Consider the following 23,108-nt stretch of genomic DNA (forward strand, 5'->3'; position numbering starts at 1 on the left):
TGCCGGCAGCAATGTGAGGTTTCCGCGTCGACCGAGGGCGGACGCCTGAGCGTCGACTCCACCGCCTCGCGTCATGTTTAAGAGAACAACGCAGCTATGTCGCGGATCAGCCAGCATGCAACGAGACTCTGTCAACCGCCGAAAGATCAGGCGACCTTGCGTTCCGATCCTAGTGAGATCAGAACCGGTCCGTCCACCCCGGCTTGCCGGTACATGGCCTCGAGCGCCTGATCTGAATCGTGAAGAAATCCTGCAAGCGCGAGGGTCTGTCCAAGCGGCTGGGGCTCACACAACCGCTCCAGGGGCCAACCCGCTCGCCTCAGGATGCGCTCCATTCGAGCATCAGTGACGGTCACGATGGATTGCGCTCCCCCTTCTCGCATCGCCTCGAGCATCGCGGCAAACAGCACGAAGGTGGCGCGGTTGAAGCCGGTTCGGCCGGCATCGACGCTGCGCTCGGTGTCAACGCAAAATCTTGAGCTTTCGAGAATGCGCTCGTCACGTGGCGCCGCCCTGTTGCCCAGAAGATTGGCAAAGGTGTCGGCGAGCATCGTTGGGCCAGTCGTCGGCAGAAGCCTGACGCAGCCAAGAACCTCGTTCTCATCTGAGACGACGAGAAGATAGTTGGGACCCAAGGCATCATAGACGTCGATTTCCAGGTCACCCGATACCGACACGCTCCAATCCAATCGGTCTTTGAAGACGCGCCGACGGAGCCGATACATCGACATTAGAAGGTCGAGATGGCGACCAAACTGAGACGTATGAAGCGCGATAGCGTGCATACCGACCTCCTAGAGTTACCAGGAGGCTTTGACAGCAGAAAACGCCCGCGTGAGCGCCTGTCAGATTTTGCAGGTGGGGCGCGATTAGCAGGACTACGCTAGACCACTTTAGACTAAATGCAAAGAGCCCTTCGTCTTGAAGGCCGCACGCATGCGCCTTCCTTATCCTGCCCTGCTGGAAATCAGATACGAGGCCGTCAGCTCAACAGACCGCGGCGCAATGCTATCGCAACACACTGAGCGATCGACGCCGCCCCCAATTTGCGACGTGCATTTTCAAGATGAAAGACGACGGTACGCGGCGCGATCGCGACGAGAACCGCAATATCGGCGACCGTTTTGCCTTGCGCTGTCCATGCAAGGCACTGACGCTCGCGCTGGGTCAGCTCGCTATCGGTGAGTTGCCGCGTGACGAACGGAGCGCCGAGCCGCGCGTCGACGTGCGCATGGAAATACAATCCCGCCTGGTGAATGATGTCCCTCCATTCGCCGGCAAGACGGTCGAGATCGATCTCACGATCGCTCGTCGCCAACGTGAAGGCCGCTGTCTGTCCGAAACCGCCTCTGATCGGCACGGTGATTCCGGAGCGGATGCCAAAGGTCGTGGCCTCATCAAAAAACTGACGCTGTGCTCGCGACCCCGTGGGCGCACGAGCTCTCCCACCCCAGCTGAAGAGGTCACGCCCGGCCTTGGCACGGAGAACTACGGGATCAAGCTTTTGATATCCAAGATCAAAATAGCGGTCGGTCCAGGACTTCGGGTAGGACGAGATGAGCACGGGCGCCTCGCCGGCCAGGCGCAAATAGGCAAATCGCTGAAAGCCGAGCCTTTGCGCGAGCCGCGCGGCAAGACGTTCGAATGCGTTAACATCGCCCGCCGTCTGGATTGCGTCAGTGAATTCCTGGAACGCGTCCTCGATCGAATTCATTCTGTTTGCGATCGTCAAGCCATCACCGCCGAGTGTATCGAAGCGCCGGATTCGTCGGTTCGATAATTCCTTACAGCTCGTTCGGAGCTTTACGACTTTCCATGATATGGGGGGCTGATAAATTGACAACTCAAGAAGTAAAACACTCATGAAGTGAAAGACACAATGCGAAAACTAGAGAACAAGGTAGCGCTCATCACCGGCGCGTCACGCGGAATCGGTCGCGCGATCGCGGAGGTCTACGGGCGCGAAGGCGCGAAGGTTGTTGTCAACTATGTCTCGAACAAAGCTGCAGCGGATGCGACCGCGGATGCGGTAAAGGCGGCTGGAGGCGATGCCGTCGTTTTGCAGGGCGATAGCATGGACCCTGTGGCAGTACGCCGGCTGTTCGATGAAGGGCAAAAGGCATTCGGAGCTCTGGATATCGTGGTCGCGAATGCTCATCCCGGGATGCCCGGAATCGCTGCAGGAGCGCCAACTCAGCTTTCCGAGGAAGCCATCGACCATCAGCTGAAGGTGCTGAAGGGCTTTATCGTCACGTTTCAAGAAGCTGGCCGTCGTGTGCGCGACAACGGCGTCATCATCAGCCTCTCCTCGGGAACGACCCGACTTGCTGTGCCGGAGCACTGCCTATATTCATCCACTAAGCTCGCGATCGAACAGCTGACCCGGGCCCTCTCGCGAGAAGTTGCGATTCGCGGCGTGCGTGCCCTCACTCTGGCCCCCGGACTGATACGCACCGACCGGATCGCGGGCCTGGCGGTCGGTCCGACCGGCTCGGCCCCGGCCCCGGCCATTCCGACCCCTTTCACACGACCGGGTGAACCGGAAGAAGTTGCTGACGCGGCTTTGTTCTTAGCGTCCAATGACGCGCGTTGGGTGAACACGACCACCGTTTACGTGAATGGCGGCGCCGTCTACGCCCAATGATTTCAAGCCCCTCGGCGCGATCCCGTTTCATCGACGGCGAGGATCGCAAGATCGACGAGCGCCATCTGCCTTCATCTGACGGCGCGCTACGCCGCGGCGCTTACTGCGGGTAGCGGAGGATAAACGAGACCATAAGACCTCACCCAGCTCACAAAACTACTCACCGGCGGTCGAAGGCACCTCTGAAGCCGTCGTTGGCGGTTATCGCTTCGCGTCAGTCGCCGTCTGCAGGCAAATGTACGAGGATTGACCCAGGTTGACCACCTTGATGCTGGCCTCTCAAGATCATCTGGACAGAGGCCGAGCGCCTCAAGCCGAATGATGCGTCGCCCATTCGCACAATGCGCCCGCGCTGACGGCATTCCCACCGCATGCTATCACCACGATGTTCTTGCACTTATCGAGCGGAAAGTTGCCTTGTTGGACGGCTGATAGCGCGGCGCCGCAGGCAGGCTCAACCAGAACACGAAGCTCGTTTGCAAATGTAAGGCACGATGTGAAGGCGTCTTGATCGGTGACCACCGCAGAGTGGATAGGATGCCTCGCGGTCCAGCGGAAGGCTTCGTCGGACACTTTAAGGGCACCCAACGATGTTGCTTTCGAGGTAATGCCTCCCAGGGCGACCGGGCGGCCGGCCGCAACGGCCGCAGCAAAGGAATCTGCGCCTTTGGTTTCCGCCGCTATGACGGGCACGTCGCTCCAGCCATGCTTATGCATTCCATGTAACACTCCGCATAAGAGCCCGCCACCGCCGACAGACAAAACGACCGCGTCGGGTCGCTCGATCTGAAACGCGAGTTCATCAACAAGGGTGCTATGCCCTTGCCAAAGCAAGGGATCATTGAATGGCGATACGTATACCGCGCCTTCAGCGGCGCAGTGATCACGTGCTGCCTTATCGGCCTCATCCCAGACCTTGCCCGCTACATGGACCGTCGCGCCATAGCTCGCGAGCAATTGATGCACGCTCGTCTTCGTGGTCTCGGGGACGAAGATTGTCGCTCGCACTTTGAGGGCCGCAGTGCAATAGGCGAGCGCCAGCCCTGCGTTGCCACCTGACGAGCAGACGAAATGATCCGCGCCGGCGGCAACATGCTGCGCCACAACATGGCCGATGCCTCTGATCTTGAATGACCCCGCGGGCTGATGGCAGTCCATCTTAAACATAATGCGGCGCCCTAGCCGCTGATTGATCATCGGCGACTCAACAACGGGCGTTACATGATGGAAACTCGACTGCATCGTGGGCTATCTTTCTGAGATCGCTCGAACCCGTCGCCGCGTTGTTGCAGAACCGGCTGCTTTTCCCCAAATTGGGAATGAGGGAGACATCGTTGCATCAACATCGCAGTCGGGTGATCTAGGAGTTAGAACCGGCGCTCGACGGTTTGGCTTTGCGTTCTTGGCCTAATTCTATTCTGCGCCATAACAGCTCCTTGATGCCCGCAGGGGCGTCGCGAGAGATGAATACATCCTGATCGGCATGGTTTTCGGAGATCTCCGGGGCCATTCGGTCAAACATGCTTGTTTCATATGCGCGGATAGCCCCCGCAACGTCAGAGAATTTTTCGGATGTCAGGTTGTCCGCGAGCTCGGCCGCATCCAGCATCGCGAGATTGACCCCCCGCCCTGTAAAAAATGGCATCACGTGAGCAGCATCTCCCAACAATGTGACGTTCGCTCGATCGAGCCAAGCGGCCTGCCTAGGGGGATGTGTGTATAGTGAGCGGGGAATAAACATATCCGGTATCGTCAGCACCTCACGTAGATGCGGCGCCCATCCTTCAAAGATTTGCAACAGGCCTTGGCGGGTCGCATCGAGTTGATTGAAAGCAAAACCACAGCGCTGCGTCCAATCCTCAGGAACACGCAGGAGCACGTACACCCGAACGCTGCCATTGCCGTTCCGCTGAGCGAGCAACCCCTTGTCGTCCCCCGTCGCCAGAAAAATGCCGGCACCAACAAGCTCAGCCACGCGAGGGTGGTGCGCCTCCACTAACGGAATCCAGGTTTCCGCAATCGTAATTCCGCAATAATACGGTTTCGTCGTGGAAACAAACGGCCGGACCTTCGACCATGCGCCGTCACATCCGAATACCAGATCTGCATCTACGTGCCGCCCGTCCGCAAACACCAATCGCAGATTTCCCTGCGCAGACCGCTCCACGTTCTCTAACGGCCGCCCCCATTGTATCGTCTCGGCATCCAGTGAGTCGATCAGTAGGCTGCGCAGCACGGCGCGATCAATTTCGGGACGTGTTTCCGCCTCATCTTTCGGCTGCAGATCCACGATCATCTTGCCATGCTTGTCTACGATCTTGATGGCTTGCCCTTCCGGTCGACATGCGGCGAGGAATTCCTCGTGCAAACCGGCTCTACGCAAGGCGAGTTGGCCGGAGTCTTCATGCAGATCGAGCGAGCCGCCCTGGTTACGCGCCGTGCTCGACGGCTCCATTTCGAAGACGCGTACGTCGGCGCCTTTCTGTTGTAAGAGCCGCGCTAGCGTCAGGCCACATGGTCCCGCGCCGATAATGGCAATCTTCTTGTCATTCAGGAGCGATGAGGACGCGCCCAAGAGATGAACATTGCTGGCTGATTTTTTGGTCATATTTGCTCCCGGTCTTGCTTCATCCGGCCATTTGCACGATCAACCGCGCCATTTAGGCGCTCACCTGGTACACAGCGCTCGGTCGCTTTTCGAACCGCTCGTACCAGGCGGTCAGACGCGGGTAGCCTTCGGTAAGAGTCGTGTTCATCCGAACTCTGAACGCCTGGGTGAAGGAGAAGAGAGTGATATCCGCGATGGTCGGTCGTTCCCCGGCCAGGAAGGGCTTGTCGCCGAGATGTGCCTCGAGAAGGCTAAGCTGCTGGGCGACGATCCCCTGCACGGCCTCAGCCACTGCAGGAACCTGATCGACGTTCTTTGCGAACATGGGGTTGGAGTGCTTAAGCATTACACCCGAAACTATCGCGAGATCGCTGGCGATCCTTTCGAGTGCTCGTATCTTTCCTCGCATCTCTGGCGTGCCGCCGATCATTGTCGGGGCCGGAAACTTGTCCTCGAGATATTCAACGATCGCCGAAGACTCCGGGAGGAAAGTTCCATCGTCCAACTCCAGAACCGGTATAAGGCCGGCCGGATTCTTCGCACGGAACGCCGCGCTCTTGTGCTCGCCTGATGCCAGGTCAACCTCAACGAGTTCGAGCTCAAGACCCTTCTCCGCAAGATAGATGGTCACCCGACGGCAATTCGACCCCACTCTGTTTCCGTGCAACTTCATGCTCTGCCCACCTCCGCTCCGTGTTGGCCCAAGGTCGACGCAAGCGATGCGGCGCCCCCGAAGTTCTGATTTGCGCCGAGCGTACCAGCCATGGATGTCGGCGGAAGTAGCAAAAGACCGAACTCGACGTTAGAGATTCACGAAGCGAACGGACCAATAGGCAGCCCATTTTCGAGATGCGAATGATCGCGCTTTCGAGGGCCGCTTCTGTTGCAAGCCCGGCCCGACGCCAGAGCCGATGCGTCCTTTCCGCCGATCACGTTAGCGGTCTCGGCTGAGCCACTCGCCAAAGGCAACGTTCTGCCCGAACGGGAGTCCGCCTCAACACCTGCGGGCACATGGGCCGCGAGGCAGAGATCCAGGAATTCTTGCACGATTGCGCTCGAGCGTCTGTTGGCGCGCTGGACGATGCTCAAGGTCTGTTGGAACGAGACGCAATTCAGGGGCACGATGTCCAACTCGCCGCGCCGGACCTCCGCCGCCACTGCCGACGCCGCGATGCAACTGAGGCCCAATCCGCGCATCACGGCAGCTTTCAGGAGTTCGTTGCTACCAACGGTCATAAGTACATAGGGCGCAACCGGCCAATCAGCGACAGCTGTCTCGAAAGACCAACGCGTGCTCGATCCATCCTCTCGCAGGATCCACCTCGCCGCGCCGAGAGCCGCGAGGTCCGAGGTTCTCGCTAGCGGATGGCCCGGCGCGGCGATGATCACCAGCGGATCTCTCCGCCAAACACGAACATCGAGCGAGGAATCGGTGACACGCCCTTCGACGATCGCCGCGTCCACCGCATGCTCCGCCAACAGCTGGATGACATCGTCCGTGTTGCGAATTTGCACCGTGATCTCGGCTTGGGGGTGCCTCAGCGCGAAATCACCGAGCAGCGGCGGCAAGATATGGTTCCCGACCGTCATTGAAGCGCCGATGCAAAGCACCGATCGGCTGCGGTGTCGCAACGTCAGCGCACGCGCCTCCCGCACGAGCTTTTTTGCATCCGGCAGCAGTGCGCGACCGTCGGCGGACAGCCGCATCTTGCGTGATGATCGATCGAACATTTCCTTACCGAGCGCGGCCTCGACATCTCGAATAGCATCGCTCAGGGTCGCCGCGGAGAGGCCGAGTATCCGGCCGGCGGCCGCCAGATTCTCGTGGTCGCCCACCGTCGCGAAGATATTCAGCTGGCGAAACGTGAGATGTCTCATTTCGACGATCGATTCCGTGGCAGTTCGATTATTCCATGAAAGGGAGCTGACCCACTGATTTGAGCTTGGCAGGCATGACAGCCACTACCGGCCGGCGGCGCGCGCGGATGTGACCTCGACGGCAATCTGATAGAGCATGGGGTTGCCGCGGATCCATGGGCTGTAGAAACGCTGGCGATGGATCTTCCAGCCGTCTGGATAGCGGCGCGAGTCAAATTGATAACGGCCGCCCAGCGATACGCTACGATCACCGCGGTCGTTGTTTAGAAAATGCTCAGCATAGAGATAGGAGTTGGTTACGGCTTTGTCGCCATCGATCGTGTGCACCATATTCGTGACATGATGTTGAGCAGTGTCAAAGCCCTCGATCACCGCGCGCTGCAAGGCCAGAAAGCTGTCTATCCCGGTAATCACTTGGCGGGCCTCAGGCGGGGCCGCGCCATGCTCGCGGAAGTCGAAGGCGACATCATCCACGAACGACGTCCGGTAAGCAGGCCAGTCGCGCGCATCCAGCGCATGCATCGTTTTGAAGATCAATTCGTCTAGCGCGCGCTTGTCCAGCAGGTCCTTCAAGGGATCGGTCATCGTCGTCCTTTCGCTGATCATTTTGGATTTGCGCCGCTGTCCGGCCCTCGGAAGCGCGGCGGCCACCTGACGCCGAAATCAGAGCGAGCAACGCACGAACTGCCCGCTCTTCATGATCATCGGGATGTTGCGCGCCGCGTCCTCGAAAAGTCCGAGATCCGCAAAGGGATCGCCTTCCAAAACAAGGATGTCGGCAAGAGCGTCTGGGCGAATGCACCCGAGCTCGCCACTCTTTTGGAGAATTTCCGCACCGATAGAGGTGGCCGAGCGCAACACGTCGATCGCCGGCGAAACTTCGCCCCGCAATTTCAGTTCGCCTCCTTGCATGACGTGAAACTCCTCGCCGAAGAGATCGGTGCCGATGCCGAGCTTTACGCCGGCCCGAGTCAGATTTTCGATGGAGCGTGCCATAAGCGTGATGATGCCCTTGACTTTCTCGACGCCAGCGGGGGGTAGCCCCACCCGCGCACCGTGCCGCTCGAGGAGCGCGGCGGGCGACAGCGTGGGAACGACGTAGGTGCAGTGTTCTGCAAGGAGGGCCGCCGTCTCCGGACTTATGTCTGTTCCGTGCTCCACAGTACGCACGCCGAGGGTGGCGCAGCGGCGCGCCGCATCGTCGGTATGTGCGTGCGCCATCACATAGACGCGGCGTGTACCGGCTTCCTGGACCGCTGCCAGGATCTCGTCGTCGGTGAACTGGGGCATCCACATCGGGTCGGTCGGCGAGGTGACGCCCCCAGACAGCATCAGCTTGATCTGCGTGGCGCCTTTACGCAGCTCTTCGCGGACAACGAGCCGCACGGCGTCGGCCCCATCCACGACCAGCCCGGTACAGCCGGCGTAGCCGGCGCAACCGCATTGGGGGACATAATCAGCAGGACGGTTGTCCGAATGACCTCCGGTCTGCGACAACGCCTTCCCAGAGAAGAAGAAGCGAGGCCCCTCGATAACCCCCCGTTCGATCGCCAGATGCAGACCGACGTCGCCACCCCCCGCATCGCGCACGCTGGTGAACCCTCGGTGCAACGCGCCCTTCAACCATCTGACCGCATGGGAAGTTAGCAAGGACGCCGGCAGATGATCCGCAACAGGCAAATTGTACGTCGGTGAACAAGCGTGGACGTGGCAGTCGATCAGTCCGGGAATCAGATAGCGGTTGCGACAATCGATGACACGGGCGTCGCTGAGGCGCACGGCGCCTGATGTCACATCCCGAATCCGATCGCCTTCAATGACCACCGCGCCATTCTCAATGATATTTTCGGAGACCCCGTCAAAAATGCGCGCGTTGCTTAGCACTGTAATCACAGCCCATCTCTCCTGCTGACGCGCGCTTGCGAGTCGTATGCCGGCGAGCGCTTACCCGGTCTTAGAGTCGCCTCAAGCGAGGCCAAGCACAAACGCGGCGTGACGTAGCTCAGTAATCTGATCATGGCAGCCTGCTTCAGGTGCTTGAGGTGAAGGCTTGGGGTTCGACATCGCTGGGGCACGAGGCGCCCTGAACGGGTTCGAACTTCGTAGGATAGGGACCCAGCGACAAGAGACAGAGACCGGATGCGACCAGGGCGCCTGCGCAGGCTAAGAGGCCCGTCGTATAGCTGCCGGATAGATCATAAGATCGACCAAGCAGCGCTGGCCCTCCACCGGCTCCGATCGCGAAGATGCCGAATAAGATGCCGTAGATAGATCCGTAGCGGCGCAGGCCGATGTACCTGGCGACCAGATAGGCCAGAATGTCATACTCCACGCCGGCGGCGAGGCCGATCAATACAATGGCGGCGCCTGCACTGGTGTCCGTCACCACGGACGCTGACAGCAGCACGCAGCCCGAGGCGGCGCTGAGCAACATGATCATAGCCAAGGCTGGGACCCAGAAGCGATCCATCAACCAACCGCCAGCAAGACGGCCCACAACGATGGAGAGGCCAATGAGCGCCGCCACATTTACGATCACGCGCGCATCGAGCTGCTTGGTGTTGAGGATCGCTTCGATGTTTGGCACGGGTGCGCCGATCCCAAAACCCATGCCAATAAAGGCGACGATCAGCACCCAGAAAGCCCAACTTCGCAAGGCATCCCTGACGCTGAGCCCCGTATCACCCATTACGACAACGCCTTTCGGTCCTGTCCAGCTTCTTGGGAACCCCCACCACACGAGCGGAGCCGCAAACAAAACCGGCAGAGCACCGATGGCAACCAGGGCAACGCGCCAACCGAAGGCGGCGATCAGCCATGCCGCAAAAGGTTTCACCAGCAAAGCGAAGACGCCTGATCCTGCCAACACCAAGCCAAGCGCGAGCCCACGACGCCGGCTAAAAGCGCCGCTGATCACGCGCGTGAAAGATATGGCACTTGCCCCGAGACCGGTGACGCACATAGCGACCCAAGCGGCATAATAGACCGTCATGGAGCCGTCGGAGGCGGCAAGCCCCATATAACTGACTCCCATGCCAACCAGCGAGACCATCGTGATCAGGCGGGGCCCTCTCCGATCGATGAATGCTCCGATAAAGGTGCCGAAGACAAGAATCATGACCGTGGCAAGCAGCAGCCCACCCAGAATGGCAGCTTGACTCCAGCCGAAGACGCGCTGGAACGTCGGCGCGAAAGCGCCAATGCTGAAGAATGGAAGCGTCGGGAATCCAACAGCCGATCCGACAAACGCAGCAAGCAGCAGGCGCCAGTTTGCTTTGAGCTCGGAATAGTCCCGCGTCGAAGTCATCCCATTTCCTCCCCTTAGTCTCGTCGATCGCAATTCCAGTTTTTCAAGACTCCCCCGGTCGGATGGAGACAGGAGTTGCCGGCTGCTCAAACATCCAGCTCGATCACGTTCGTCGCCGGCCGGGCGCAGCAGATAAGCACCTTGCCGCTCTCCAAGGGCACCGACGGCTGCGGGTCGTACTGGACAGCACCGGCCATGATCGCGCACTCGCAACTCTGGCAAAGACCGGAGCGGCAGGCATAAGCAGGGCTCAGGCCCGCGGCCTCCGCCAGGTCCAGCAAGGTCTGGCCATCGTCCGCGTGCCACTCGGCGGTTACCCCGGAGCGGATGAAACGCACCGCCGCCTTCTCGATCAGGGCCGCCTGCCCTTCGTTCGCCGCTCTTTTGACGACGAATGCCTCGGAAAGAATGTCGGCGGGTTTCACACCGATCGCCAGCAGTGAATCCCGCACCAGATCCTGGAAGCTCTCTGGGCCACAGACGTAGGCCTCCGTCTCCTGTCCGGGAAACGGCAGCTCCCGGCCAAACAGGTTGAGCGGATAAGGCGCCCCGAAAATCTCACGCAGATCCTCCGCCGTCGGGCGACCCGAGCGGTCGTAGTCAACACCAATGCGATCCGCGGGATCAGGCCGGGTGTAATAGATGATCCGGTGAACATCCGGGAGCTGCGCCAGCAGCGCGGAGATCTCCTCCTTGAACGGGTGAGCCCGCCCATTCACGGCCACCTGCAGCCACACCAGGGGCGGCGCGCCCTGCCCCCGCTCGATGTAGCCCTTCAGCATCATTATCATCGGTGTGACACCGATACCTGCACTGAACAGCGCGATACGGCGGTGACCGCTGCGATTGAGGACGAACTGACCTGCGGGTGGACGACACCAGATGGCGTCTCCCACCTGCAACTGCTCGTGCATGCGGCGAGATCCGGCGCCGCCTTCTATGACCTTGATGCTAATGCGGTAAAGGCGCCGTTGCAGGTCGACGTCACTGATGCTCCAGGTGCGCACCAGGTCCGGCTCGCCCTCGCGCTGGGTCTTGACGCTCAAAAATTGGCCTGGCGCCGGGGGAGCCAGGGGCTGATCGTCATCAGGCTGCAAGTGGAACGAACGGATCCCCTCGACCTCGTCATTAACGTTCGCCAAGATGAACCGGCGCCACCCTCGCCAGCGGCCGACGCGCATGCGCTCGCGATCCTCGATCAGCGCAATTCGGCGGCGGACCGCTCCCGCCGCCTTTTTGCCGAGGGCCGGGATCGCCAAAGTGGCGCTCAGCTGCTCCACGCTTTCGATGGAGGTCGACAGCAGCAGCCGCGACATGTCGGCGACGGTTATGTTTTCAGGCTGTGGAGAGGAGACTTCGATTGCGTCACCGAGCGAGACCAAACCCGGCTTGAGCACTGCCAGATGGAAACCAACGCGCCCCGTCTCCATCATACGCAAAAGGATGGAGTCCGGTTGACCGATGCGCCAAGCCACCTTGAAACAGGGAATCCGCGGCGACGTGACCTCAAACTCGGCAGTACCGATCTTGACCAGGTCCCCGATGCGCAGCATTTCTTCGTCTACGCCATCAACCGTCAGATTCTCTCCCCACCAGGCCCAGTTCCATGCATTGCGAGCCACGCCGAGTTCACGCGTCCAGAAATCGTAATGCGCGGCGGGAAACGCCAGCATGTGCTCGGTGTGTACAGCGGTCGAATTGTCGACCGGTCCTTCGGGACCGATTTGCAGTGGCCCCTCGATGGGGTCGCGGACGATCGACGTCATCAGCTGCCGGCCGCGAATCCCGGTCGGGACGGGATGAGCGCGGCTGAGGGCGATGATCCTTGGCGTGCGAGGCGCCTCCGAAGATTTGCCACTAAGGCGTGTTTGGGGCACGACGACTCTTCATCTCTGCTAGCTTGGAAATTGTTCGCGATCTCCGAATATTCTGCGTAATCATTCACTCCTACAACTCGCTTTTGGAGCACGCTCGAGAGCGCTCCCGAAGGGAGGTCTAGACAGCAGGAAATTCAGCAAAACAAACGATCCACGGCGCCTTCCGCTTCGACAATGAAGGTGTCTGCTCGCATTTTGGATTAGGCGAGAGTTAACGGATGCGATTAGAACGCTACAGCGTATCGCCCCTAGGCCGAAAGCGGCTCAGCTGCACAAGTATCCTACGATCACCAACGCCCCGATCGAAAAGTAAACACTCATCCAGCTCTGCCCGTCGGGCAGCGCAAGACGCTCATCAGCGAACCCGTGATCTGCTCGGTATCGTGCGCGGATTGCCGAGGGTACGGCTGCCAAGAGCGAAATACGACATCGCCCACATCGTTGAGCGACCATCGCATGTTGAGCGCGAGGAGCGACAATCGGCTCGGCGGGCCTTCGGGTTTGCCGCCACTGACCCAATCGGCCTCTCTTGATTGCAGGCAAAAGATGCCGAGTAACAACACTTCGCTCAGAGCGCGACGTCACACTTCGTCAACGATCGATTGGGTTCACCGCACCACGCTCAGCGCAAAATTTGCAAATCCTTTGGAACGAATGAGATAGGGCACGAGGAGGATCAGTGCTTCGGTACCACGCGCGCTATCGATCCTTCCAAGATCCTCGACGGAGCGATCCGACCAGCCGAGGTCGCGCAGTAATTCCCGCGTGACCGCCTTCGCACCGTCATCGTTTCCGGACACAAAGACGGTCGCTGGCGATCTCAGCAGATCGGGATTCGCCATCACGGGCGACAACACGGTATTAAGCGTCTTGACCACGAAGGTCTCAGGTAATGCTGCCTGAAGGATTTCCGCCAAGCTTGAGTTGGGGTAAAGCAAGGCACTCGGAATTCCATCCGGACCACGTACCGTTGCGTTAGCAACATCGATCAGCACCTTTCCCTTCAACTCTGCGCGAAGAACTGAAAGGCACTCGACGCTACTCGCTCCGGGCGTAGCGTTGATAACAACCGAGGCGTCGCGCGATGCCTCGGCTAGGCTGGCGAACATCGCGTTAGGTCCCGTCCATTTGCCGCGCGCCGTTTCTGGGTTTCGCACGCCGAGTTTCAAAGAATGCCCGGCCGCAGCCAAACCGGTGGCAAGCGTCGCTCCTACTCGACCAGATCCGAAAATTGCAATATTACGCATTTTAGAACGCGCCTTTGTTGATTGACCGAAACAGAATTTGTGAATTCGCGCTTCGAGGAGCACCACACTCTCACGGTGTTTTGAAACCAATCACACCAATCGTACGTGACTTCGAATGATGTGTGTCTATGGCGCGCTCGGATGGGGACGTGATTCCAGCATTACTTTTCCGACAGGCGCAAAGAACCGCGGTTGCATTGGCTTCTCGTTCAGCGCTAAGCACGCATCTTTTGGAACACGGTCAGTGCGCAGCGCACACTCGCCGAGTGTTCGCCTCCGCGACCGTATTCCAAGTTCGTTTATCGGCTATCTTTCCCCTTTTGTATTCGCAACTCGGGAAACTCCTCTTCCCGGAACTCCTGGCCACGCATCGGGCTGATGCCATTGGCGTCCTGTTCAAGCTTCCGCAGCTGGACGCGGCGGATCTTGCCAGAGATCGTTTTGGGAAGTTCGGAGACGATTTCGAGGCGCCGAATACGCTTGAATGGCGCAAGCCGCGCATTCAGGTGCCTGAAGATTGACAGCACAGTATCGCGTGAACATTCGGCACTTGAAGCGAGCAGTACGAAAGCCTTGGGCACCGCGAGGCGTACAGGATCCGGGCTGGGGACCACCGCCGCTTCCGCGACGAACTCGTGCTCAAGCAGAACGCTCTCCAGTTCGAACGGGCTGATGCGATAGTCCGAGGACTTAAACACATCGTCAGACCGCCCTATGAAAGTGAGATAGCCATCCTCATCTGCAACGGCAACGTCGCCGCTGCGGTAAAGCACGCCATTGACGCCGGAAAGTCCGTCGTCCTCGGTTTGGTAGCCCTGCATGAGCCCAGCCGGCCTGCCCGCATTGAGCCGAAACGTGATCTCGCCCTCGGTTGCGGGAAGACCATCAGCATCGCTAATCTGCACTTGATAACCGGGCAGCGGGCGCCCCATAGATCCGATCTTGATCTTCTGACCAGGAGAATTGCCAGCCAGCGCCGTAGTCTCCGTTTGGCCGTATCCATCGCGGATGGTGAGCCCCCACGCGGCATGTACCTGGTCGATCACTTCGGGATTGAGTGGCTCGCCTGCGCCGCAGACCTCACGCAAGCTCACCTTGAAGGAGCCAAGGTCCTCCTGAATGAAGTGACGCCAGACCGTCGACGGTGCGCAAAGCGTGGTCACGCCGAAACGGCCGATGGCCTCGAGCAATGCTTTTGCTTCGAAGCGGGCTTGATTGAAGACGAATACGGTGGCCCCCGCATTCCAGGGCGCGAAGAAGCAACTCCAGGCATGCTTGGCCCAGCCCGGCGAAGAGATATTGAGGTGAATGTCGCCGGGTCTGAGGCCAAGCCAGTACATGGTCGAAAGATGGCCGACTGGATAGCTGCGCTGGCTATGGCGCACGAGCTTGGGTTTGGCCGTGGTGCCCGAGGTGAAGTAGAGCAGCATCGGATCGTCTGGCAACGTCGGCCCGTCCGGGACGAAACTCTCCGATGCGTGCGCAGCCTCTTCGTAGGCAAGCCAGCCAGGCTGCGATGTCGCCCCAACCGCGATGCGGACGAGGTTGTTCGTCGGCAGGCTGCCGAATTTGTCCAGTTGGTCCTGCCCTGCGACTACCGCTGTAGCTCTCCCACGCTCCAATCGATCCCTCAGTTCCTCAGGCGTCAGTAACGTCGTTGCAGGAATGACGACCACACCAAGCTTGATGGCCGCCAGCATGGTCTCCCATAACGGCACAACATTACCGAGCAGCAGCAGCAGATGGTCGCCCCGCCGAAGGCCCTGCGCTCGCAGGAAGTTTGCGACCTGATTGGAGCGGCGCGACAACTCCGCAAAGGTGAGCTTATGCTTCATGTCCTGGCCAGCATCGACGATCCACAGGGCTGTGCGGTCCCTGCTCTCTTCTCTCGAGGCAAGATCGGCATCGAACCACTCCAATGCCCAATTGAAGGGGACAGGATCAGGCCAACGGAATCCCTTCACCGCCGTATCGTAATCGGTTCGATGCTTCAGCAAAAAGGTCCGCGCGTCCTGGAACGTTGTCATCATACTTTTCCTGCAAAACCTGCGCCTTTGGTGCGTTCGACCTTCATCAGGAGCATGTCTCGATTGCGAATTCCCGTTGGGGTCGACCGAAATGGGCCGCCTAGCACAAGCTAGGCGGCCCAAGTCAGGGAGGAGCAGAACTGACCGGCCTGCTAGCGGAGGCGTCGTCGGCATTCGATCCATGGAGTGTGTGGCCACGCCGCCGAGCCATTGACTCGATGCCGTGAGCAGCTCCGGACATCTTCGGATTGTCGCACCGAGCTAGGCGGTTAGAACTTCACCGTAATCCCGGAGTATAGCGATGATCCCCTGCAATTTAGCGACAGGCACGCCAGATTGGATGTGTCGTCAAGCCCCAGAAGATTGCGCCAGTACTTGTAAGCGACCCACACGTCGACGAAATGAGAATACTTGGGACCCCACAGCACTTTGCTAGCGTCCAACGTCAAGCGCACCGGCTCACCATTGTACTCGGTTATGGTGGGAGCAATCAGGGCCGCTGGAAGGACGCCTGGTTTCGCGCCCCTCCCCATTGGGCCAATGATGGTGAAGTTGCCACTGACAGAGAGCGGGATCGACTCAGGCAAGAAACCCAACGGCATGTAATAGCTCATGAAAACGGACCATGTCGGGTCGAAGTCCAGCCATCCGTTGGGAGCTCCCGGAAATGCCGGTGCGAATGATATCGCCGCATAGCTCCCGGAGTACTGCCAAGCCTTGTACATTTGCGGCGTAATGTTGAAGTACCCCTTGTAGGGCAAGGCAAAGTCGAATTGGAGGCCTGCAGTAATCGAGTTTCGATTTATTGCGGAGAATGTATTCTTGAACTGCACTCCGCCTCCGACCGCGAGCGAGACGTTCTGTAGCGGCCCGGCAGAGAACGCTTTGGTGTCGAATACTTGATTGAAACCAAGCGTGCTCCTGAGAAAACCGTGGAATTCCAGTGAGCCGCCACAGCCTTGATTTGGTAGTCTACAAGATGAAGCTACGTCGCCCTGTTGGTTTTTGGCCAATAAGCCGTTGAAAGAGTTGGTACCGTATGCCCAAGCGTCAAAGTGCGTAAACGCGGCTACGTTCTTCCCTCCCGGAGCCAACGGAGTGTTAGCCTCAAACAAATATGCGTAAGTTAACCGGTTGTCATTCACGGTAAAGAAGGGAGCATCGACAACCGGTACAGCCTTCACCGGCTTATCAGGCCAATCCGCCGCGTTGGCAAAGCCTATTGGGCCAAGCATCGTCGCGGACAACATCGCCAGTGCGATCCTCCAATGACAGCAAGACACGTGATATCCCCCATGGAACGTTGTTTGAGTAAAGCGTTTTGGCTACGCCAGCGGCGACGTCGCTCGGCGAGAGGACTCTTAAGCCACCGAAACTGTCCTCTCTCAGTGGTTCGGTCTTAGTATTCAGCAACACGATCAGCCGTTTCGAACGCTACGATCTGTCCGGACGCGACTAGCGCGCATCAAAGCTCCCCCGCCCCTTTCCGGACGTAGTCGAGCGCTCTAAGAAACCGCTGCTTTGATTGAATTGCGCGGAGGCGACTTGATCCAATTGAACCTTCAAGCTGCCGCCTCGCTGGCCAGATTGTATCGCTAGCGAACTCTCCCTTCATTATTGTTTGTCGCCGAGCGAACGAACGTCACTCCGTTTTCATGCCACAGGGTAGCGATTGCTCGCCATTTCGGTACTCGCATCAGGCTCTCGCGTTATTTCCTGCAAATGCTGCCGTTGACCGCAGAGCCGGCCACACCTGCTCACATTTCGGCTGTCGAGAATCCGCCTGCCGCCAGTCGGTATGCGCACCAAACAGATTTCTTAACTCGGCGCCGACTCCTGACGCGAGTGGATGAAAGTCCCATCACGAATGATGCAATCCCCTATGCGTCCTCATGCTACGGAGCCTCCCAACGTTCCCACGGCCATTGGCACAACTTCCCCGCCCCTCAGCTAAGCGGTCGCCGCGCGCGCCGCCGACATGAAGGTCACGAGTTCGGGCATGGCAACCGTCGGGAAGACCATCGAAAGAACATCGGAGCAATGCGTACGGTGACGTCTGCTGGATCCGGATACCCTTGACGGCAGCCAGAAAAGGTACGAGCATTTCTCATATGAGCTCATCACGCTTCAAAAAGGTTGGAACGCAGCGGCTGAACCCCAGAAAAACGCCCGCTCAAACCCGCGCGGCCCTAACGGTGGATACGATACTCGAGGGTGCGGCCGATATTCTTGAACGTTACGGGTTTGACGGCTACACGACGAACGAGATCGCGGCTCGTGCCGGAGTAAGCATAGGATCGCTTTACCAGTATTTTCCAAACAAAGACGCGGTTACCATCGCACTCATCGAGCGCGAGACGACCAGTATGGTCGACGCCATCTTGGCAGCGCTCGCCTTAACCCCGCCGAGACGAGCACTGCGGGAAGTGTTTAAGGCGGCCGTCCGCAATCAGGTACGACGTCCACTGTTGGCAAGATTGCTGGATTTCGAAGAAGTTAGATTGGCATCGCTCATGCCAGCGTCGCGCGCCGGCACAATCATCCGAGCTTCGCTAGAAGAGTTCCTACGGAAGAGCTTCGGTCTCTCAATGTCCGCATCTGAAGCGACGGCTATGGACATAGTCGAGATTGCCAAGGCGCTAAATTACGCCAGCGGCCGACGAGGAGAGGTCGATGCATCCTCTCTAACGCGCTCTATCGAAGCGGCCGTGTGGGGCTATTTAGACATGAAGGTGAAATTAGCTCAACAGAGAACGGGGCACCTTCGAAAGATCGATTCCCAGCCGTTAGATCCGGGAAATCCGCGGGGCTATAAAGTCGGAGTGCGAAATGCGCACCATCGTCAGCGGCTCGCTGATGATGAACACCGTCACAAGTAGGACTGGGTTAAGACCTAAGATTTCGTCGAAACGCTTTTATGACCGGGGCGACGGATTGGATGCACGGCATTCTCCGCCGCCTAACAGGCGCGCGGCGCACGGACAATTCCTAGACATCGGCGCAATGCTCGCGATTCTCTTTTGAGAACGCGCTTTTCAATACTAAACCGAGGGAGCGGCTGATCGCGAGCAGCGCGCCGTCCAGAGTGACAAACGAATAGCACGAGCTCTCATGCAGCATTACCATTTGGATAGGTGTGCACTTGCTTCGGTATATTTCCTCAGGTTGATTTGAGGTCGCTTCACCGCGGACAATGTGAGCTTTCATTTTGAAGCTGCACGTTTCCCGCTGCTTGCCCCGCTCCAAAGCGCGCGAATGGGATCGCTTGTAACGCGAGTACTACAATCGCACACAAGCACGCACAATACAGCGCGGATCTAGCCAAGCACGCTGCCCCACAGACTGAGCTAGGTTCGATCTGCTGGATGAGGGTGGAACGCCCTCGAATGGGTTTTGCATAGGCTCACATGTTCATCTTGATCAGCGCGCCTGCATTCTTCAATGCGGCGTTCGGCACCTTATAATCATAAAATGCTGCACACTGTTCGCTCCTTTCGGGGTATGGTTGTCTCACCACATCATTTGGCGAGCCAGACGGGGCTCGACGTCCTCAAAGATGGTGGTGACGCAATCGAGGCGGCAGTTGCCGTCGCCGCCTGCCTGGCAGTCGTCTACCCTCACATGACGGGCATTGGTGGGGATGGATTTTGGCTAATAGCCGAACCTGACGGTCGTACGCGTACGATCGACGCCTCTGGGCGCTCGGCGAGTCGCGCAAATCTCGGATTGTATGAGAATTTAGCCGAGATACCTCGCCGCGGACCGCTAGCCGCCAACACGATGGCAGGAGCCGTCTCTGGATGGGCTGCAGCCCTCGAGGCGAGCCCTCGCCGCCTTTTATCTCCCTCGCGGCTGCTTCGTGACGCCATTCAATACGCGGAGCACGGTGTAGCGCTCACCCGTGATGGCGCCCAGATCGCGGCCAATAAGAGCCCGGAGTTGAAGAATTTGCCCGGTGCCTACGCAAGCATTTTCGAGCGTGCGGGGCGACCGATGGTGGAAGGCGAACGCTTCCGGCAGCCCGCCCTGGCGGCGTCTCTCCGCCGCCTGGCCTCCGAGGGACTTGGAACTTTCTATAACGGTCCTCTTGCTACGATGATTGCGTCCGATCTGGAGGCGCTGGGAAGTCCGCTTACAGCGGCCGACTTCGCCGACCATTTGGTGGATCGCCCTGAACCGCTTTCGGTAGAAATTTCCGGCGCCCGGCTCTTCAACACCGCTCCACCAACTCAGGGTCTCGCGTCGCTGCTCATTCTAGCTCTGTTCGACCGCATTCACGCAGACAAGCCAGAAAGCTTTGCGCATTTGCATGGTCTCGTCGAGGCCACGAAGCAAGCTTTCTTGGTGAGGGACACGCATGTGGGCGATCCGGCCTGGATGAAGCTAAATCCGCAGGCGCTCCTGGATGACAGCGACGCCCTCGACAAAATGGCGGCTCGAATCGAAAGTCACCGTGCCTTGCCTTGGCCTCAGTCCCCTTCTGCCGGCGACACCACTTGGTTCGGGGTGATCGACAATGAAGGTCGGACTGTAAGTGCAATCCAGAGCACCTACTTCGAGTTTGGCTCCGGGCTTGTTCTGCCACGCTCCGGCATTGTATGGCAGAATCGAGGGAGCAGTTTCCGATTGTCGCGCGGCGGCTGGAATGCTCTGGAACCGCGCAGAAAGCCGTTCCATACGTTAACTCCAGGCCTGGCCCGTTTCCAAGACGGACGGGTGATGACTTACGGCACAATGGGGGGCGAAGGCCAACCACAAACGCAGGGCGCAATTTTCTCGCGCTATGCCCGCTTTGGCATGCCCTTGCAGCAGGCGATCACGGCACCCCGCTGGCTGCTCGGGCGCGCTTGGGGGGACGCTAGCACTTCCCTAAAATTGGAGGACCGCTTCGACCCGGGACTTTATGAGGCACTACGCGAAGCCGGTCATGAGGTTGAGCTCGTCGGTCCTTTCACGTCTCAGATGGGCCACGCCGGAGCGATCGTTCGGCATCCCGATGGCCTCCTTGAGGGCGCGTGCGATCCTAGAAGCGATGGGTGCGTGGCGGCATGGTGATCTATTGTGCGCCAAGCATAGATCATTCTTGCTTCGCAGTGGAGGGATGAGAGCGACGACATCTGTCGTTCCGATTGGAGCTGTCCGATTCGACTAGCGTCTTTAATCCCTGAGGGTTACATCTGTCTTGTAAGCTCCCGCATCTTCCGTATCCGACGATAATGAACACGCTCTTCGTATTCTTGGAGTTGCAGGGAGTTGATAAGAGACGGAAGCGTCCGCGACATCGTCGGCCTGGACCGTTTCCAAGCTCAGCGATTGTTGAAGAGACAAGCCATCTGCCGCGAACGTCGAGCGGCACATCCAGAAACTAACTCGCCGGACGGCGCGATTCAGTCAGAGAGCCAGGTTAAGAAATTGAACCAGGCGCGGCGCGAGGCTCGTGTCCTCGCCTGACGAGAAATCAAGGGATTGTCCAAACCAAAAGTGCGAGGCACCGAGTATTTTGTGTGTTCGAACAGTGAAGCGCGCCTGTTGCAAGGCGCGCACGAACGACTCCGACTGTGCGGGATCTACGAATTCGTCCGATGTGCCCCAGCTCACAAACACCGACATTCGGTTCTTGTCGTAAGTGACATGCCGCAACGGCGATGCCTCGAAATAGCTCCGCTGATCCTCATAGGGGTCTCTGCCGATAAGATTGCGCGTCATATTCCATTCGGGATCCGGATTGCGACTGAGATCATCCTGCCATTGTCTTAAGAGATCGAATACTCCGTAAACAGCCACCAGCACCTTTACACCAGCTGGTGTTGAGGCGAACGCATCGCCGGGATGCCCCCCACCGAAAGCAGTCGTGTCGCCTCCAAACGCTGCTAGTGCGGCAAGATGCGCCCCTGCCGACGCACCTAGCAGCCCGATGCGCTGTGGATCGATGGATAGTTCGGCCCCTGAGCCGCGAATAAACCGAACGGCCGCGACGACATCTTGCACCGCCTCGGGAAAGGCCTTGCGGGTTGCGGTCGCAAGGCGATAATCGATAACGAATAGGCCATATCCGCGAGAGGCGAGATAAATACCCCATTGACGAATGCTGGCCCGTACGCAGATACGCCAACCTCCTCCGGGCACACCTATCAAGATCGGAAAAAGCCTATCTCCCTTAGGAAGGTAAAGATCACCACGCAGCTCTACTCCGTCGTGGGTACAGTACGTTACGTTTTCTCTGCAGACGTAGTCCTGCATGTCCGGCACACTCATCCATACCATTATTCGCCTTGGACGCCGAAACGTAACTCAGCATTGAACGCCCAGTCGAAATCATCCGAGCCTCTCTGATCGCTATACCGACGATAACACTTTCGATCATCATTTTCAGATCAGTGTGAGCGGCTGCTCGCGATTTGAATACTCGCATTTCCCAATTTTCACCCACGCCTGTTTTTCCCCGCGGATGGACCACATTCCCACTGACGCCACGACACGTGCTCACATTGCTGATCGTCAAAACGTGCTTGGAGCTGAAGCTATGACATCTGAGCCTCGAACTTGCACGCCTCAATCAATAGAAGTACTCAATGCGTCGAAGCGAGGCGCGATGAAGCCGGCTACACATCGCATCGAGATGGCCCTTATATATCGAATTGAGCCATGCACAAAAAATCGAGCCGAAGCCTTTTAGAGCCCAGGAAGAAGCCGGTTCAAGCGCGCTCGGCGGCAACAGTCGCCACCATTATTGAAGCTGCGGCATGCATACTAGAACAGAGAGGATTGGCGGATTACACCACAAATGCCATTGCCAACCTCGCGGGAGTGAGTCCTGGATCTATCTATCAGTACTTCCCGAGCCGAGACGCGATCACTCGAGCCTTGATAGAGCGCGAAACAGACTTACTGCTCGGCGACTTTAGCGAATTGAATGCCTTCTCGAGCGGGAGAGAGGGTTTAGGGTCTCTCATCGGTGCGATGGTGAACCGGCAACTGAAGCGGCCGACGCTTACGTGTCTGCTCAACATCGAACGAAAAAGACTGTTTGCAGATGACAGGGACAAACGCCTCAAAAACGAACTCGTCCGCATTGTTTTGAGTTGCTTGGAACGATCTGACCTGCCGGCAACTGCTCGACATTCCCCCGCAGCCGCCGATTTAATCGCAATCATTGGCGGCATAGTCGATTCTGCGGCGCAGAGAGGCGATGCAAATGCACCGCTTTTAATCTCCCGCGTTAGAAGGGCGATCTTTGGATATCTCCAGATCACATGCGACGGCTTGGAGTAGCTAGATCAAACAGGAAAATGTCGAGCGCGTGCGCGCCGAGACGCTCTAGGCTTATCAGCAGCAGCTGTCGGGATACTACGTTCCCTCCGAACTTTGGGACGACGGAGTGATCGATCCTGACGACACCGAAATGCGCTCGGTATCGCCATCACCGCTTCGCTCAACGCGCCGCTGGCGGATGCCGGCTATGGGGTCTTTCGTTTTGACCCCGGCGCTGACGACGCGAGCATGTCACGACGCATGAGAGA

At 58.6% G+C, this 23,108-nt stretch carries 18 protein-coding genes; 4 read left to right on the top strand and 14 right to left on the bottom strand.

Going from position 1 to position 23,108, the window contains the following annotated elements:
* Positions 1–146: 146 nt before the first annotated feature.
* Positions 147–785 carry an acyl-homoserine-lactone synthase gene (locus GGD65_RS08110; protein WP_183234864.1) on the bottom strand — a complete coding sequence of 213 codons (639 nt, stop codon included), beginning with the start codon at positions 783–785 and terminating at the stop codon, positions 147–149.
* A gap of 197 nt (positions 786–982) precedes the next feature.
* Positions 983–1,714, bottom strand: coding sequence for an autoinducer binding domain-containing protein (locus GGD65_RS08115; protein WP_183233396.1), 732 nt, complete (start codon positions 1,712–1,714; stop codon positions 983–985).
* A 165-nt stretch (positions 1,715–1,879) separates the two neighbouring features.
* On the opposite strand from GGD65_RS08115, the gene GGD65_RS08120 reads away from it, so the two are divergent.
* Positions 1,880–2,644, top strand: a complete 765-nt coding sequence (locus GGD65_RS08120; protein WP_183233397.1) for an SDR family oxidoreductase — start codon at positions 1,880–1,882, stop codon at positions 2,642–2,644.
* Positions 2,645–2,953: 309 nt separating this feature from the next.
* Here GGD65_RS08120 and GGD65_RS08125 read toward each other — a convergent pair whose 3' ends face one another.
* The 11 genes from GGD65_RS08125 to GGD65_RS08175 all read right to left on the bottom strand — a co-directional run bounded on the left by GGD65_RS08125 (position 2,954) and on the right by GGD65_RS08175 (position 16,838).
* Entirely contained in the window at positions 2,954–3,886 is a 933-nt protein-coding gene (locus GGD65_RS08125; protein ID WP_183234865.1) for a pyridoxal-phosphate dependent enzyme, read from the bottom strand.
* A 118-nt stretch (positions 3,887–4,004) separates the two neighbouring features.
* Entirely contained in the window at positions 4,005–5,252 is a 1,248-nt protein-coding gene (locus GGD65_RS08130) for an NAD(P)/FAD-dependent oxidoreductase (RefSeq protein WP_183234866.1), read from the bottom strand.
* Positions 5,253–5,304: 52 nt separating this feature from the next.
* Positions 5,305–5,925 (bottom strand): glutathione S-transferase family protein, encoded by a 621-nt coding sequence (locus GGD65_RS08135; RefSeq protein WP_183233401.1) that lies wholly within the window; start codon positions 5,923–5,925, stop codon positions 5,305–5,307.
* A 137-nt stretch (positions 5,926–6,062) separates the two neighbouring features.
* Positions 6,063–7,130 (bottom strand): LysR family transcriptional regulator, encoded by a 1,068-nt coding sequence (locus GGD65_RS08140; RefSeq protein ID WP_183233402.1) that lies wholly within the window; start codon positions 7,128–7,130, stop codon positions 6,063–6,065.
* A gap of 84 nt (positions 7,131–7,214) precedes the next feature.
* Positions 7,215–7,715, bottom strand: coding sequence for a nuclear transport factor 2 family protein (locus GGD65_RS08145; protein ID WP_183233403.1), 501 nt, complete (start codon positions 7,713–7,715; stop codon positions 7,215–7,217).
* Between the two features lie 78 nt (positions 7,716–7,793).
* Complete coding sequence (locus tag GGD65_RS08150) at positions 7,794–9,023, bottom strand: amidohydrolase family protein (protein ID WP_183234867.1); 1,230 nt, start codon at positions 9,021–9,023, stop codon at positions 7,794–7,796.
* Positions 9,024–9,159: 136 nt separating this feature from the next.
* On the bottom strand, positions 9,160–10,437 hold the full coding sequence (locus GGD65_RS08155) for an MFS transporter (RefSeq protein WP_092252188.1): 1,278 nt from the start codon (positions 10,435–10,437) through the stop codon (positions 9,160–9,162).
* Positions 10,438–10,523: 86 nt separating this feature from the next.
* The gene (locus GGD65_RS08160; protein WP_183234868.1) at positions 10,524–12,203 is read right to left on the bottom strand and encodes an MOSC domain-containing protein; all 1,680 of its coding nucleotides are present in this window, start codon (positions 12,201–12,203) and stop codon (positions 10,524–10,526) included.
* A gap of 719 nt (positions 12,204–12,922) precedes the next feature.
* Positions 12,923–13,624: an NAD(P)-binding domain-containing protein gene (locus GGD65_RS08165; protein WP_210316764.1), complete on the bottom strand. Its 702-nt coding sequence runs from the start codon at positions 13,622–13,624 to the stop codon at positions 12,923–12,925.
* A 236-nt stretch (positions 13,625–13,860) separates the two neighbouring features.
* On the bottom strand, positions 13,861–15,588 hold the full coding sequence (locus GGD65_RS08170; protein ID WP_183234869.1) for an AMP-binding protein: 1,728 nt from the start codon (positions 15,586–15,588) through the stop codon (positions 13,861–13,863).
* A 269-nt stretch (positions 15,589–15,857) separates the two neighbouring features.
* Positions 15,858–16,838 (bottom strand): hypothetical protein, encoded by a 981-nt coding sequence (locus tag GGD65_RS08175; RefSeq protein WP_183233408.1) that lies wholly within the window; start codon positions 16,836–16,838, stop codon positions 15,858–15,860.
* A gap of 825 nt (positions 16,839–17,663) precedes the next feature.
* Here GGD65_RS08175 and GGD65_RS08180 point away from each other — a divergent pair.
* Together GGD65_RS08180 and GGD65_RS08185 are read left to right on the top strand one after the other, a co-directional pair.
* Positions 17,664–18,467, top strand: a complete 804-nt coding sequence (locus tag GGD65_RS08180; RefSeq protein ID WP_210316765.1) for a TetR/AcrR family transcriptional regulator — start codon at positions 17,664–17,666, stop codon at positions 18,465–18,467.
* A 592-nt stretch (positions 18,468–19,059) separates the two neighbouring features.
* Positions 19,060–20,643: a gamma-glutamyltransferase family protein gene (locus GGD65_RS08185; RefSeq protein ID WP_183234870.1), complete on the top strand. Its 1,584-nt coding sequence runs from the start codon at positions 19,060–19,062 to the stop codon at positions 20,641–20,643.
* A gap of 336 nt (positions 20,644–20,979) precedes the next feature.
* On the opposite strand, the gene GGD65_RS08190 is transcribed toward GGD65_RS08185, so the two are convergent.
* A complete protein-coding gene (locus tag GGD65_RS08190; RefSeq protein WP_246783213.1) occupies positions 20,980–21,828 on the bottom strand; it encodes a S9 family peptidase in 849 nt (282 codons plus the stop codon).
* A gap of 405 nt (positions 21,829–22,233) precedes the next feature.
* On the opposite strand from GGD65_RS08190, the gene GGD65_RS08195 reads away from it, so the two are divergent.
* The gene (locus GGD65_RS08195; protein ID WP_183234871.1) at positions 22,234–22,860 is read left to right on the top strand and encodes a TetR/AcrR family transcriptional regulator; all 627 of its coding nucleotides are present in this window, start codon (positions 22,234–22,236) and stop codon (positions 22,858–22,860) included.
* Positions 22,861–23,108: the final 248 nt, after the last annotated feature.

Source organism: Bradyrhizobium sp. CIR18 (genome assembly GCF_014198295.1).
Taxonomy (GTDB): domain Bacteria; phylum Pseudomonadota; class Alphaproteobacteria; order Rhizobiales; family Xanthobacteraceae; genus Bradyrhizobium.